This is a genomic window from Streptomyces sp. NPDC031265 (genome assembly GCF_055570295.1).
The window spans coordinates 163,493-177,429 of record NZ_JBVIHM010000008.1; the positions used below are offsets into that span (position 1 = coordinate 163,493).

The 13,937-nt window shown below is 72.6% G+C and carries 11 protein-coding genes; 5 read left to right on the plus strand and 6 right to left on the minus strand.

What is annotated here, in order from left to right:
* Positions 1 to 12: 12 nt before the first annotated feature.
* Complete coding sequence (locus tag ACZ499_RS15400; protein WP_468675285.1) at positions 13 to 1,623, minus strand: phage tail sheath family protein; 1,611 nt, start codon at positions 1,621 to 1,623, stop codon at positions 13 to 15.
* 346 nt (positions 1,624 to 1,969) lie between these two features.
* Here ACZ499_RS15400 and ACZ499_RS15405 point away from each other — a divergent pair, with 346 nt between their 5' ends.
* Complete coding sequence (locus ACZ499_RS15405) at positions 1,970 to 3,376, plus strand: RICIN domain-containing protein (protein WP_468675287.1); 1,407 nt, start codon at positions 1,970 to 1,972, stop codon at positions 3,374 to 3,376.
* Between the two features lies 1 nt (position 3,377).
* Here ACZ499_RS15405 and ACZ499_RS15410 read toward each other — a convergent pair whose 3' ends face one another.
* The 3 genes from ACZ499_RS15410 to ACZ499_RS15420 form a co-directional block, all read right to left on the minus strand.
* Positions 3,378 to 5,375: an ATP-binding protein gene (locus tag ACZ499_RS15410; protein WP_468675476.1), complete on the minus strand. Its 1,998-nt coding sequence runs from the start codon at positions 5,373 to 5,375 to the stop codon at positions 3,378 to 3,380.
* A gap of 44 nt (positions 5,376 to 5,419) precedes the next feature.
* The gene (locus ACZ499_RS15415) at positions 5,420 to 6,097 is read right to left on the minus strand and encodes a Pvc16 family protein (RefSeq protein WP_468675288.1); all 678 of its coding nucleotides are present in this window, start codon (positions 6,095 to 6,097) and stop codon (positions 5,420 to 5,422) included.
* Between the two features lie 163 nt (positions 6,098 to 6,260).
* Entirely contained in the window at positions 6,261 to 6,938 is a 678-nt protein-coding gene (locus ACZ499_RS15420) for a helix-turn-helix transcriptional regulator (RefSeq protein WP_468675290.1), read from the minus strand.
* Positions 6,939 to 7,198: 260 nt separating this feature from the next.
* On the opposite strand from ACZ499_RS15420, the gene ACZ499_RS15425 reads away from it, so the two are divergent.
* The gene (locus ACZ499_RS15425; RefSeq protein WP_468675293.1) at positions 7,199 to 10,060 is read left to right on the plus strand and encodes an AAA family ATPase; all 2,862 of its coding nucleotides are present in this window, start codon (positions 7,199 to 7,201) and stop codon (positions 10,058 to 10,060) included.
* Between the two features lie 8 nt (positions 10,061 to 10,068).
* Here ACZ499_RS15425 and ACZ499_RS15430 read toward each other — a convergent pair whose 3' ends face one another.
* Positions 10,069 to 10,437: a peptidase inhibitor family I36 protein gene (locus ACZ499_RS15430; RefSeq protein WP_468675296.1), complete on the minus strand. Its 369-nt coding sequence runs from the start codon at positions 10,435 to 10,437 to the stop codon at positions 10,069 to 10,071.
* Positions 10,438 to 10,632: 195 nt separating this feature from the next.
* On the minus strand, positions 10,633 to 11,781 hold the full coding sequence (locus ACZ499_RS15435) for a winged helix DNA-binding domain-containing protein (protein ID WP_468675300.1): 1,149 nt from the start codon (positions 11,779 to 11,781) through the stop codon (positions 10,633 to 10,635).
* 538 nt (positions 11,782 to 12,319) lie between these two features.
* On the opposite strand from ACZ499_RS15435, the gene ACZ499_RS15440 reads away from it, so the two are divergent.
* The 3 genes from ACZ499_RS15440 (at position 12,320) to ACZ499_RS15450 (ending at position 13,759) form a co-directional block, all read left to right on the plus strand.
* Complete coding sequence (locus ACZ499_RS15440) at positions 12,320 to 12,727, plus strand: DnaJ family domain-containing protein (protein WP_468675302.1); 408 nt, start codon at positions 12,320 to 12,322, stop codon at positions 12,725 to 12,727.
* Between the two features lie 293 nt (positions 12,728 to 13,020).
* Positions 13,021 to 13,254, plus strand: coding sequence for a hypothetical protein (locus ACZ499_RS15445; protein WP_468675304.1), 234 nt, complete (start codon positions 13,021 to 13,023; stop codon positions 13,252 to 13,254).
* 19 nt (positions 13,255 to 13,273) lie between these two features.
* Complete coding sequence (locus ACZ499_RS15450; protein WP_468675306.1) at positions 13,274 to 13,759, plus strand: hypothetical protein; 486 nt, start codon at positions 13,274 to 13,276, stop codon at positions 13,757 to 13,759.
* Positions 13,760 to 13,937 lie beyond the last annotated feature (178 nt).

Consider the following 13,937-nt stretch of genomic DNA (forward strand, 5'->3'; position numbering starts at 1 on the left):
CCGCGGTGCGGCCTACTCCTCCAACTCACCGCTGCCGCTGGAGAACTGGGCCAGCCGGAAGATCACGAACTCGGCGGGCTTGACCGGCGCGATGCCGATCTCGCACACCACCCGGCCGAGGTCGACCGACTCCGGCGGGTTCGTCTCCTCGTCGCACTTGACGTAGTACGCCTCCGCGGGGCTCTGGCCGAAGAGCGCTCCGCTGCGCCACTCGTTGACCAGGAACGCCGAGACGTTGCGGCGGATACGGGCCCAGAGGTTGTGGTCGTTCGGCTCGAACACCACCCACTGGGTGCCGATCAGGATGGACTCCTCCAGGTAGTTGAAGTACCGGCGGATGTTCAGGTAGCGCCAGGCCGGGTCGGAGGAGAGGGTGCGGGCGCCCCACACGCGGATGCCGCGGCCGGGGAAGGCCCGGATGCAGTTGACGCCGATGGGGTTGAGCAGGTCCTGCTCGCCCCGGGTGATCTGGAGTTCGAGGTCGACGGCGCCGCGTACGACCTCGTTGGCGGGGGCCTTGTGCACACCGCGTTCGGAGTCGTTGCGGGCCCAGATGCCGGCGATGTGGCCGCTCGGCGGGATGAGGCGCGACTGCCCGGAGGCCGGGTCGAAGGACTTGATCCAGGGGTAGTACAGGGCCGCGTACTTGGAGTCGTAGCCGGCGGTCTCCTGGCGCCATACGCGGATCTGACGGGCATTCAGCCCGGGCGGCGGGTCGATGATGGCGACCCGGTCCCCCATCAGCTCGCAATGGGCGATGAGGCCGAGCTGGACCGCCTTGACGGCCTCCAGGTCGATCGCGCCGCGCTGGTAGGCCGCCATCAGGTCGGGCACGGCGACCATGGAGATCTCGTCGATGGCCTCCAGGCCGCCGAAGCCCGTGCGGTCGGCGGAGTCGCCGAGGTAGTGGGCCGGGCCGGGGTGGGCGGCCTCGTCCGGGGCGGCGTCCCGGGACACGGCGGGAGCGGCAGCGGGCGGCGCGGGCAGTGTCACCGTCTGGTTCTCCGGCCGGGCCAGCTGCGCGGAGGGCGCTGCCTCCGTCACGGCGATAAGCCTGGACTGCTCCTTGACCTGCGTCACGACGTAGGAGCGGTTGCCCTTCTTGGCGCTCACGTCGAAGGTCTCGACCGGCTTTCCGCCGTCCTTGACGATCAGCCGGAACCGCTCGGCGGGGCCCTCGCCCTCGGGGTCGGCGACCTCGACGGTCAGCGGACCGTTCGCGCCGGCGGCGGTGGCCGTCACGGCGAACGTGCCGAGCTGCGCGGGCTCGGCGGCGGGCAGGGCGGGCGGGGCGGAAGTGCCCGCCACCGCGACCGGATTCGAAGCCGCTCCCCCGCCGTTCCCGGCGGCGCCGTCGGCCGAGCCGCCGACCCGGACCACGTACGCGGCGGAACCGCCGTTGTTGAAGAACCCGTAGACGGAGTGCGCGAGGTAGTAGCCGTCGGAGAAGACGCCGAAGGCCGCGACGTACTGCGTCCAGTTGGTCACCAGTGTCGGTTCGTTCAGCGGCCCGGCCGGGGCGAGGCCGACGAAGGCCGCGACCGAGGTGCCCACGCCCTCGATCGGGCGCGAACCACTGGCCACCTCCTCGACGTAGACGCCGGGCGACAGATAGGACGGCATGCTCTGCTCTCCTCGGGGTACGAGACAGGACTCCCCTCACCCTCACTCGCGCACCGCCCCCGCCGAAACGGCCTCAGGGGCCGGTGCGGGGGCAGTGCGGCTGCCCCCGGCGATGCCCGTAAGGACCGGCTCTCGGTCCCCGTGGCGCGAACGACCGCCCTGGGTACACCATGGTCTCGGACAGCAGATGGACCGGCTGGACGTACGGTCACGCCAGATCCGGCCCGCCCATGGAGCCCCCTCCGGTCAGTGTGGACCGCAAGGGCAAGCAGACAGGTAATGCCGGGCAACTCACCGTGTCCCAAGGGCTCCTGACATCACGAAAGGCGCCCCCTAGCGTCGTCGTGTGAGCCTATGGACTTCCCTGGAACCCGCGTCCGCGACCGTCGACCCCGGCAGCACCACACAGGTGCGGCTGCGGGTGCGCAACACCGGTGACGTGGTGGACGAATACCGTTTCGAGCCCGTCGGCGGCCCCGCGCCCTGGACCACGGTGGAGCCGCAGACGCTGCGGCTGTACCCGGGAACGACGGGGACGGTGGAGCTGACGTTCGCGCCGCCCCGCACCCCGGACGCGACGGCCGGACCGAACCCGTACGCGGTGCGCATCACCCCGACCGAGCACCCGCAGGCGGTGACCGTCCCGGAGGGAAACCTCACCATCACACCGTTCAGCGAGGTGCGGGCCGAGCTGGTGCCGGTGACGGTCAAGGGCCGGTTTCGTGGACGGCCACGGCTCGCGGTCGACAACCTCGGCAACACCAAGGTGACCGCGTCGGTCAGCGGAAGCGACACCGGGGAGCACCTCTCGTACGAGATCCGCCCCGCCGCCCTGCAGATCGAACCGGGCCGTGCGGCGTTCGTGGACACGGCGCTCAGGCCCCGGCGGATCATCTGGTTCGGCTCCAAGGAGGAACGGCCGTTCACCCTGGCCGTACGCCGCTCCGGAGCCGAGCCCACCGAGGTGCAGGGCACCTACGTGCAGCGAGGCTTCCTGCCCCGCTGGCTGGCGACCTCCCTCGGCCTCGTCACCGCCCTCGCGATCACCTTCGTCATGCTGTGGATCGCCTACAAGCCCCAGGTGCGCAGCAGCGCCACCGAGCAGACCCAACAGGCGGGCAACACGCTTCCGCCCAGCGCCGCCCCCAAGCCGCTGGCCTCCCCCAGTGCCGCCGAGCCGACCGCGAAGGAACAGCCGCCCGCCGGGGGGGATTCCAAGGGCGGCGGCGGTGACTCGGCACCGTCCAAGAAGCCGGCCGGCCCACCCCCCGTAGTGCCTGCCACCAACATCCTGCTGCGCAACACCACCACCAAGATGTGCGCCGAACTCCCCGGGCGCGACAAAGGACAGCTCAACGGGCCTGTCCAGCAGGCGACTTGCCACGAGACGGGCGACAACCAGAACTGGAACCTCGAAGTGACGGATCCCAAGGGGGGCCCGGGCGGAACTCCGCTGTTCCTGATCCGGAACGTCAAGGACCAGTTGTGCATGGACCTGCCCTACTACGGGGCCCAGCCCATCCGTACCGGGATCACCGAGTTCACCTGCGACGGTACGACCGCCGACAACCAGCTGTGGTGGATCCAGAAGCAGGACAGCGGCGCCTACTGGATCCGCAACCTCGCCAGCAACAACAAGTGCCTGGACGTGGGGGGCTACAGCGACGGCGGCGTCGGCGCCCGCCTGACGCTCTTCGACTGCTCCAACACCGACGACCAGGAGTGGCAGGTCATCCACCCGGCGAAGGACTGAGTCACCAGCCGCCCTCCCCCGGCACCAGGCGGCCCGCCTTGCGGTATTCGCGGCGGGCCCCCTCCAGGAGGTCGGCGGCGGTCACCTCGCCCCCGCGCCCGGCGGCGAGGTACGCGGCGGAGACCACCGCACTGCGGATCGACCCGCCGGCCATCTCGAAGTCCCGCGCCAGCGGCGCCGGGTCGATCCCGTCGGCGCACGGGACGTGCACCAGGCCGTGCCGCCACAGGGCCAGGCGCTGCCCGGCGTCCGGGAACGGGAAGTCGACCACCAGATCCAGGCGCCGGGTGAACGCCTCGTCGATGTTGGCGCGCAGGTTGGTCGTGAGCAACGCGATACCGTCGAAGGACTCCAGCCGCTGGAGCAGGTAGGCGCTCTCCATGTTGGCGTACCGGTCGTGCGCGTCCTTCACCTCGGACCGCTTGCCGAAGACGGCGTCGGCCTCGTCGAAGAGGAGTACGGCGTCGGTGCGATCGGCCTCCGTGAAGATCCGCTCCAGGTTCTTCTCGGTCTCGCCGACGTACTTGTCGACGATCGACGACAGCTGGACGACGTAGAGGTCGAGGCCGAGGTCGGCGGCGACCACCTCGGCCGACAGCGTCTTGCCGGTGCCGGACTCGCCCGCGAACAGACCGAGGACGCCCCGGCCACGTCCGCCGCCGGCACTGAGCCGCCACTCGCCAAGGACGCGGTCGCGGTGGCGGGCGCGCAGGGCGAGTTCGCGCAGCTGAGTCAGGGGCCCTTCGGGCAGGACGAGGTCCCGCCAGTCCACGGCGGGCCGGATCCGCCGGGCGTGCCGTTCCAGCCCCGAGGCCGACTGGCGGCGGGCCGCGAGGCGGACGTGGGCGGCGGTCACCGGCGTACCGTCGAAGGCCGCGAGGGCGCGGGCGGCTTGCGCGGCACGCTGGACGCGGTCGCCGCCGAGTCGGTACGAGGCGACGGTGACGGCCAGGTCGAGACCGTCCGCGTCCGCGCCGAGCGCGGCCTGCCAGGCGGACGTTCCACCGTCCCGTCGGCCCGGTGCTTCGAGAACCAGCGGGTCGTACGGGGACCAGTGCGGGTCGTAGGGGCGCGGGTCCGTCAACAGTACGGTCACGTCCGGTGCCGCGGTCAGCGCCCGCACCAGCGGGCCGGGGTGGTCGGGCAGACCCGGCACGACGACCGCCCGCCCGCTGAGGCGTGCCTCGCGCAAGAGCTCGGGGACGCGGTCCGTCGGCTCCGGGCACTGCAGCGCGTCGAGGCCGGCCGCGCGCAGGGCGGTGGCGAGGGCGGCCAGTCCGTCCCCCTCCCGTGGTTCGCGCAGATAGGCGGTGAGCGGGCCGTTGCGCAGGCGGGCCGCCAGCCGGTCCGTGAAGTCCTCGGCGCCGGGGGCGGCCGGCAGCGGGTCCGGCAGCGGGTGCAGCCGGCCGAGGAGGGCGGCGTCCGGGGTCTCGTCGCCCAGGAGGTGGCCGACCAGCCGGTCGGGCACGCGCAACGCGCGGCTGAGGAAGGGGCGTTCGGGGTCCTCGTCCTCCAGCAGGCCGAGGGCGCGCAGCGGCGCGGACGCGTGGAGGCGGGCACGGGCCGCCGCGGTGGACGGGGGCAGCCCGCACAGATCGAGGGCCAGGCCCACGGTGGCGCGGCGTCGGCTCACGTCGTCGTTGAGGTAGCCATAGAGCTGCTCGAAGGTGCGGTCGACGTCCGGGGCGAGGGCGATGAGCAGCACGGTGGTGTCCCACTCGGTCAGCCCCATCCGCTCGGCCAGCCGCGCCAGGCGGTCGGCGGGGTCGTGCTGCGCGCCGGAGTGAGCGGGGGGTGGTGCGGAATGTCCCGCCGTGGCGGGCGGCCAGGTGTGCAGCAGGTGGTGCACCGCCTCGTCGGAGAGGTAGAGGCCGCGCAGCGGGTCGTCGGCCGTGGGGTCGGTGGCGGCACGCTCCTCGACCAGTGCGGCCACCTGTTCCCGCAGGGCGGCGAGGCGGGCGAGCAGCGCGTGGGCGGCGTCGTCGTACCGGGCGGGCACCGGCGCGGCGGGGACGGCGGCCGGTGTCTCGGCGTACCGGGCGCTCACCGCGGGTCCGGACGGTCCGGCGCCGCGGCCTTGCGGGCATCGCGCGTGGCGGCCACCTGATGCGGCCGGTGGGAGCGCTCGGAGGACCGCGGTGGACCGGCGTCGGTGCCGCGCAGCCGTACCGTCGCCCCCTCGGTGACCGCGGGCCCGGCGTCGTACTCGGGGAAGGCGGGGAAGGGCACGGTCACCACCAGGTCGAGGGACGGCCTCAGTTCGCCGCCCAGGGCGGACCAGATCTCGGCGAGGGAGCGGGACTCCGTCCGGCTGCCGGCCACCGTCACCGGCACCGAAAGGCCCAGTGCCGCCAGGGAGCCGGGGAGTTCGGCCGGCGGCACCAGCTCCCGTGTCAGCAGGGTCGCCAGTACGGCCGACATCAGCCGGTGTTCGTCCTGCGGGGTCCTCGTCCACGCCGTCACCAGGTACGACAGCCGGAACCAGCGCGGTGGCCGACGGCGGCGCACCACGATGTCCCGCTCGTCGCGCGCCGGCATGTGGCCGCGCTGGCGCCGGTCCACGTCCTCCCGGATGTCGTACAGGTACGTGTTGATCACCGGGGCGTTGCGCCGGGCCGCCCAGTCCCGGGTGGGCGCCTCGAAGGACACGTCGATGCCGGAGCCCGCCAGCGCTCCGCCGCCGAGGAGGCGCTTGAGTACCTCGTCCGCCTCGTGGATCACGTTCGCGCTCCCGTCATGCCGGTCCGCCGGCTCCCTCGCTGTCGTCTTCCGGCACCGATCGTGCCCCGCGCACCGTCTCGCCCGCAGGCACGGCGGGACCGACGATCGGGCAGACGTCCTTGCCCCTACGATCCGAACCGTCCGCGGTGGCATGCCCGTTCGGTCAGAGGTAGCCCTCCCGCAGGGCGTACGCGACGGCATGCGCGCGATTGCGCAGATGCAGCCGTGTGGTGAGGCCGTGGATCACGTTCTTCACGGTGCGTTCGGAGTAGGAAAGCTTGGCGGCGATCTCCCCGGTGTCGAGCCCCTCGGCGACCAGCCGCAGCACGTCCACCTCCCGGGGCTGGAGGCCCAGCGAGGGGGCGCCGGGGCGGCCCGCCGTGCCCCGGTGCAGAGTGCCCACCTGGCTGATGAGCCGTCCGAGCAGGTCGGCGGGGAGGTCTCCGTCACCTCGGGAGGCGGCAAGCACCGCCTGCACCAGCCGGTGCGCGGTGGCGTCGTGCCGCCAGACGATGGCGCCGATGCCGCACCCGACGACGTCCAGGAGCTCCGTCTCACGGATCGCGTCGACCACGACCACGGCCCGCGCGCCCTGGCTGCGTACGATCCGGCGCAGCCGGGTGAGCGCCGCCTCGTCGAGCACGTTCTCGATGAGCAGGGCGACCGTGCCGGGACCGGGCTGCTCGCGCAGCTCGATCTCCGGATGCCGGCGCAGCTGGCTGACCGCGCCCTCCCGGCTGATGGGATCGGGGGCGGTGACTGCCACCGGGACGCGCTGACGGGCGGCGTGGTGGCCGTCTCCTGCATCGGACGCGGTGGCGGTCCGAGGTGAGTTGAGCAACCGTTTCCCCTGTTCACGAGCGTGCCGTACGGGTCCGTCCGGCAGCGGATGGCTGTCTCCACCCTTCGGGGGCCGCGGCGGCGTGCGCAATCGTGGAGCACCACGAGGCGCACCACGAGACCGCCGCGCAACCCCCTGCGAACGGCGCGCCGCTCCCCCTTGCGTGATCGATCTCACCCCCACCTTCGCCGCCTTTCGCACGTCTTGTCGAAGGGGATCGCCTTAACGAAGGGGAGCTCCATCCACTTCAGGAGGCAGCGATGAGCGGACCGCTCCGCGAACGCGAGGGCGCCCTCGCGCTGGTCGCGGCGGAGATCGATCGTGCCCGGGGCGGCACCGGCGGCCTCGTCGTGCTGCGCGGCACCACGGGTACCGGGCGCACCGCCGTACTGGAGGCCGCCGCCGAGCACGCCGGGGAACGCGGTCTGCGGGTGCTGCGCGTGCGCTGCTCGTCCGAGGACAGCGCGGTGCCCTTTGCCGCGGTGCGGCATCTGCTGGCCCCGGTACCGGAGTTCACGGACATCGCGGCCGACGCGGATGAGCGCGCCGACGCGGCCCGGCTGTGGCGGCTGCTGCGCTCGTACGCGACCGAAGGCCCGCTGCTGCTGGCCGTGGACGACGTGCACCTGGCCGACGACTCCTCATGCCACTGGCTGCGCGAAGCCGCCCGGCACATCGACCGGTTACCCGTCCTGGTGGTGGCCACCGAGCGCAGCCAGTACGACATCGAGCCACGGCCCGCCGGACTCACCCAGCCGCTGTCACCCTCACTCGTACGCGCCCACACTCTCGGCCCGCTGAGCGACGGGGCTTCGGCCGACCTGGTCCGGGAGGCCTTTCCCACGGCCGGACCGCAGTGGACGGCGGCATGCGTGCGCGCGGTCGCGGGCAGTCCGCTGCTGCTGCACGCCCTCCTCGACGACTTGGGCGGCGGGCCGCACCACGACTTTCCCGCGCTCGGCGGGCCCCCTCCCCTGCCCGAGACCTGTGCCGCCCTGTACCCCGGGTCCTATCCGGCGGCCGTCTCCTGGTGGCTGCGCGGCGCCGGTCCGGCCACGGCCGACGTGGCCCGCTGCCTGGCGGCCCTGGAACAGGCATGGCCACAGGACCAGGTGGCCGTGGACGACTTGAGCGGCCGGGCCGCGAGCGATCCGGTGCACCTCCTCTCCGAGGCGACGGGTGCCGACCCCGTCCGCATCACCGGTTGGCTCACCGCGATGACCCGGCTCGGCCTGCTGCGCTACGACGCCTCCGGCCGTCCCCGCTACGCGCATCCGCTCCTGCGCGACGCGGTGCTCACCGGCTGGCCCGAGGCGAGTCGGCAGGCGGCGCACCGGGCAGCGGCGGAGGCGATGCTGCGCCAGGGCGAACGGGCCGAGGCCGTCGCCCGGCACCTGCTGCGGGTGCCGGGCGGCGAGCTGCCCTGGGCGCCGCGTGTCCTGCGGGACGCGGTGACGGTCGCCGTGCACGACGCCCGGCCCGAGGACGCCGTCGGCTATCTGCGCCGCGCACTGGACGAGCCGCTCCCCGACGGCCAGCGGCAGCGGCTGCTGACCGAACTGGGTTCCCTGCACTACGCGTCGGCGGACGCCCCGGCAGCCATCGCGCGCCTGACTGAGGCGCAGCACCTGGCGGCCGAGCCCCGAAACCGGGTGCATACCGCCGTCGCCCTGGGCACCGCCCTGGTGGACCGCGGCGAGATCCGTACGGCCCTGGAGGTGATGCGCCGCACGGAGGGGCAGCTCTCGGGTCACCCGGACCTGGCCCGTACGGTGCAGACCGCGGCCGCCCTGCTGTCCGACGGGGACCCGGCGACCCGGCGGCAGGTCTACCGCTGGCTGTGCGAGGCAGCGGAAAACACTCCGGAGCTGGTGGGTACCGCCGGACAGGCCCTGCTCGTACGGTATGCCGCTACGGCCGGGCTGATCTCGGCCCACGAGGCGATGACCCGGATACGGGACCTGCTCGCCCAGCCCACCGACCCGCTCTCCGAGCCCTTCCTGCTCGGCACGGCCGCCGCTGTGGCCCAGTGGGCCGACGAACTCGACGAGGCGGAACGGCTCGTCGAGCACGGTCTGGCCGGACAGCGTTCGATGCTGCTCCACCCGATGCGTCACGCACTGCTCAATACCCGCGCCGACATCGCCGCGGCGCGTGGCGATGCCGCCCGCCTGCTCACCGCGCCATTCGACGCCGACGCGCCGAACAGCCCCGCCGGGGCGCGCCCCGGCCCGACCAACCGGGATGCCAACGCTCTGCTGGCGCTCGTCCACACCGGCCGTATCGAGGAGGGACAGCGGTTCGCCGCCGGTTTCGATCTGCGCCAGGCAGCGGAGAACTTCGAGCTGAACCGCTTCCTCTACGCGCGGGGCGCGCTGCGGGTCAACGCCGGCGACCCGGCGGGCGCGCTGCACGACTTCCTGGAGTGCGGGCGCCGCCAGTCCGCCCGCGACGTCGTCAGCCCGGTCGTCACCCCGTGGCGCACGGCGGCGGCGCAGTGCCGCCTTGCGCTGGGTGGTGGGCAGGACGCGGTGACCCTGGCGGCGGAGGAGCTGCGACTTGCGCGGGTGTGGAACACCCCGCGCACGGTGGGCCGCGCCCTTCGCGTACTGGGCGCCGTCACCGGAGGACGGCGCGGTCTCGACCTGGCCGAGGAGGCCGTGGCGACCCTGCGGCAGGGGTCCGCCGACCTCGGCATGGAGCTGGTCCGCGCCCTGCTGGCACAGGGCCGCCAGCTCCATGCCGCCGGCGAACGCAGCCATGCCCGCGACTGCCTGCGCGAGGCCGCCGAGCTGGCCGAAGGCAGGGGCGCCGTGGGCATGGTCACCCTGGCCGGGCAGGCCCTGCGCCAGAGCGGCGCCCGAAGCGCCGCCCTGGACCACACCGGTCCCGGGGCGCTGACCGGCAGCGAGCGCCGCATCGCCGAACTGGCCGCCGACGGCCTGACCAACACCGAGATCGCCGATCTGCTGCATGTGGCGCGCCGTACCGTGGAGACCCATCTGACCAGCACGTACCGCAAGTTGCGGATACGACGCAGAACGGAACTGGCCGACACGCTGGACCGGGACGGGCCCCGGGACGCGAGCGGCACCGCTCACAACGGGGCACCGCAGGGCTGACCGACGGTTCAGCAGGTGTTTCCGACGCCGTCGATCCGGCCGCCGAAGTCGCTGCGGTAGTCGATCCGGTTGTCGCCGTTGCGCACCACCCGGGTCTCCTTCGGGCTCCAGTTGATGAAGCAGCCGTCGACGTTCGCCACGAACGAGCCGACGTTGTCGTGGAAGGCGGCGGGCATGTCGTGGTACCCGTCCTTGGCGACCCACTCCCAACTCCGGCCGTCGTAGCGGGATCCGGTGTAGAAGCAGATCGATCCGCCCGTGCAGGACGGTGCGGCCGGTGCGGCCGGGGCAGCCGGTGCCGCCAGCACATCTGCGGCCGGCACGAGCGCGGCGGTCAGCGAAAGGACGGCGGCCAGGGACCAAGAACGCAGCTTCATGAAACTCTCCTAGATCAGCCCGTGGGCGGTGACCGGTGGCGGATGTCGCTCCGTCAGGTCCGGCGCCGTGCGCCGGACCCGCCGGGACGAGCCTCGTCCTCGGCACCGGTCGGAGTCGACGGGTTTCCCGTTGACCCTTGCGAACGGGAGACGAGGAAACGCCCCCCGCCGCCCCACCGTGTGTCGACCGCCGGGTCAGTCGCCCGGGAGCAACCTGGTCTCGGTGGCGGGCACACCCTTGGTCCACCAGTGGTCGTAGCGGGCGTAGGCCCTGGGGTCGCGGGCGGCGAGGAAGGCGACGAGGGACCGGGCCTCGGCCGCCAACTCCTCCCAGACGCGCTCCGGCAGGGGGTGGAAGGCGCCGGCTTCGATGCCGCCGTCGGTGGCGCGCCAGACGCCGGCGACCTGGCCGTCGACCAGCAGGGTGGGCAGCACATCGCCGTTCACGCGGGTCACATGCTTGCGGTAGGCGGGCGGGATCACGCGGCTGCGGTCGGCATAGGCCAGCAGGACGCTGTCCCACATCGCCATCAGCCGGGGCGGTGCGGGTGTGTCCTCATCTGGCCTGAGCGCGCCGGGGATGTCGTACTGCACCGTGCCGTCGGGGCCCTGCAGTTGCTCCAGCTCGTCCGCGAGGGTCTTCACGGCTGCTCTGACCCGGGGCCGCTGGACCAGCGCGAACTGCGCCATGTCGGCAGTCGACGCCGGTCCGAAGCCCGCAAGATAGCGGCGGAGCAGGGCCCGCAGACCCTCGTCGGGCGCCTCGGGGTCCCCCAGGGCGGGCTGCTCTTTCGCAGCGACGTACGAGAGCCGGTCGGTGAACGCCCAGGGCCCGCCCATGGGCGCGTGCCACAGCGGCGCGTACTGCCGCAGCATCCGCTGCGCCCCGACCTCCAGGGGCCGGCCGAGGCGCTTTTCGAACCAGTCCCCCAACTCGGCGCTGCTGCGCGGCCGCTGGGCGTACCGCAGCAGCCCGGGAAGCAGGGCGTCGGCGTCATCGACGCTGAGCCCGGACGAACGGAAGCGCGCGTCACCGAGCCGGGAGGAGCGCAGCGTCGGCTCCATGGCCTCACGGAAGCTCCGGTAGTCCTCGATGTGGACCGCGTGCAGCGTGAGCCTCATGAGGGTCGCCTTCACGATACTGCGGTCGGCCAGCGCCGCATCGAGTTCGGCCGGGTCGAAGCCGCGCAGCCGGTTCCACAGCGCGATGTACGGCGATGCCGGCTGCTGCGCCTGGAGGGCGACCACGCGTCGCAGCCCCTCCACAGCGTCTAGCGGCTCGCGGCCGAGCAGCAACTGCCGGGCGAGCGTGGCACGGTTGAGGGCACGCGCGGAGATCACCATGCCGCGATTCTCCCGCGCCTCCGCCCGCGGCAGAACCCTGACCTGCCGGGCACCGGCCCGGTTCACCCGGCACGTCCGCGGGCAGCTGCCCTGAGTGTTCCCGGCACAGCAGCCTCGCACCGCAACCATCGAGGTAGCCCGACCCCGCTGTGGCCTCCCACGCATCGGGACCGGATCCGACTCCGGTCCCGAGGACGTCGCCGCGCGTGGCGACGTGGGCGTAGAAGTCCGGACCGGACACCTGTTGGTCTCCCTGGGCCAGGTCATGGCCATACGTACGGACCAGACCTTGACGAGAGCAGCGTTCACCGCGCGGCGGGCGAACGCCACATCCCGCTGCCGCTCGTGCTGATCACCATCGGCTTGCTCATCCTGACCGAAGGCGGCGCCTTCGGCCTGTAGGGCGCCGCGCGGATCCTGGCGTCCCACCCCCCAGGGCTCCCCCGGACCAACACCGCGACTAGGCTTGGGTGTGTCCTTTTCCGTTCCCCGGCGGGAGCGCCTCGGCCGTCGCCGCGTGACGTAGGAGAGTGATCTGGTGACACAGCGCAAGCCTCCGGGTATCAGCGTTGAGTCGTGGGTGGACCGGCAGATCCGCGAGGCACAGGAGCGCGGTGAGTTCGCCGAACTGCCTGGCTTCGGCAAGCCACTGCCCGATGCCGCGCAGCCGTACGACGAGATGTGGTGGATCCGCCAGAAGATGGCCCGCGAGGGCATCACCGCGATGCTGCCGCCGGCTCTGGCGCTCCGCAAGGAGATCGAGGACGCGCTGGCCGCAGCGGCCAAGGCGCCGTCCGAGCGAACCGTACGGGCGCTCCTGGAGCCGATCAACGAGAAGATCGCCGCCATGCTCAGGCAGCCGCCTCCGGGGCCACTTCTGGGACGGGAGCCGATCGACGTGGACGAGGCCGTACGCGAGTGGCGCGAGGCACGCCGCCAGGGGTGACGCGTGGGCCGCCCCACTAACGCCGACCGCCTCCTCATGGAGCCACGCCCGGCGGTCGGACAGGCCCGGACCACGACCTCCACGCCATCACCAACGGCCTCGACGGCGGCGACATCACAGAGCGTTGCCGTTTGCCGCTCCGATCCCGCGCACCCGTCGCCGACCGCAGGGCCGCCCGCCCGACGACCTCTCTTTGGCTCAAAAGTTACGCCCCAAAACGACTTCCACGAACGGGAGTTGGTGCATACGGTCGCCTCTGTCAGTCGTGACGACAACGTTCAGGGAGGGACAGCATGAACCACAACATACGGGCAGCGGCCGCCACCGCGGCGCTCCTCACCGGGCTCCTCGCGGCCGCCGGCACCGCCAACGCGGCCGACCGCATCGACGCTCAGCACCTGGCCGCACACATCGACAAGGCGGTCGCCGCCGAGCAGGCGAGCGGAGGGAACACAGGCGACATAGGCGGGCCCATCCTGGGGGCCCTCACGAGCAGTCCCGACGGCGCCGACACCGTCAACTCCTGAGCGGGCGCAGGTGCGCACCGTGGACAGTCCGGGGGGAGACAGAGAAGGCGGGGAAGACCACACCACTTGGTGCCCCAGCGGGGAAGCCCACCGTCCGGAATCCGTCGTTCTGGGCGTCAGATCAGGGGAGAACGGCCAGGTCGTCTATCTGGCCGAGCCCGTACCGGCAGCGCAGGTCCTGCCCGGCATCCCCGAGGGCATCGCGCCCCACCGGGTGCTCCGGTTCGCCTCGCACTGCGTGTCCGGCTGCGCGAACCGGGTCGGCGATGCCTGCGGCCTGATCGAGCGCATACAGACCCTGCCGTCACCCGACGCCACGGGAGCCGTGCCACGGTGCCATCTGCGTCCACACTGCAAGTGGTGGAACCAGGCAGGGGTGGACGCCTGCCACCGCTGCCCCGCCATCCCCACGCTCAACTCCCCCGACGACGAGCTCGCCGTACTCGTCGCGGATCCCTCCACCACCACCGAGCAGCTGCAGAACTGGATCGCCGCGGCCGAGTGACAGGCGAGTGGCATACGGCGACAGCACGGCACCGGATCACCAGACCCTCGCGCTACGTAGAGAAGTGCCGGTCGGGGGGGGGCCCTCGGGACCAGCCGCGAGGCCGGACTAGCCCAACGCGCAGACCGCAACACAACACAAAACGGCTACAATGACTGCCGACCTCCCACCCCAAACC

Bases quoted from the DNA above. Each gene is read 5' to 3' on its own strand.
- ACZ499_RS15400 (WP_468675285.1), bottom strand. From the start codon at position 1,623: ATGCCGTCCTATCTGTCGCCCGGCGTCTACGTCGAGGAGGTGGCCAGT.
- ACZ499_RS15425 (WP_468675293.1), top strand. From the start codon at position 7,199: ATGAGCGGACCGCTCCGCGAACGCGAGGGCGCCCTCGCGCTGGTCGCG.
- ACZ499_RS15430 (WP_468675296.1), bottom strand. From the start codon at position 10,437: ATGAAGCTGCGTTCTTGGTCCCTGGCCGCCGTCCTTTCGCTGACCGCC.
- ACZ499_RS15435 (WP_468675300.1), bottom strand. From the start codon at position 11,781: ATGGTGATCTCCGCGCGTGCCCTCAACCGTGCCACGCTCGCCCGGCAG.
- ACZ499_RS15445 (WP_468675304.1), top strand. From the start codon at position 13,021: ATGAACCACAACATACGGGCAGCGGCCGCCACCGCGGCGCTCCTCACC.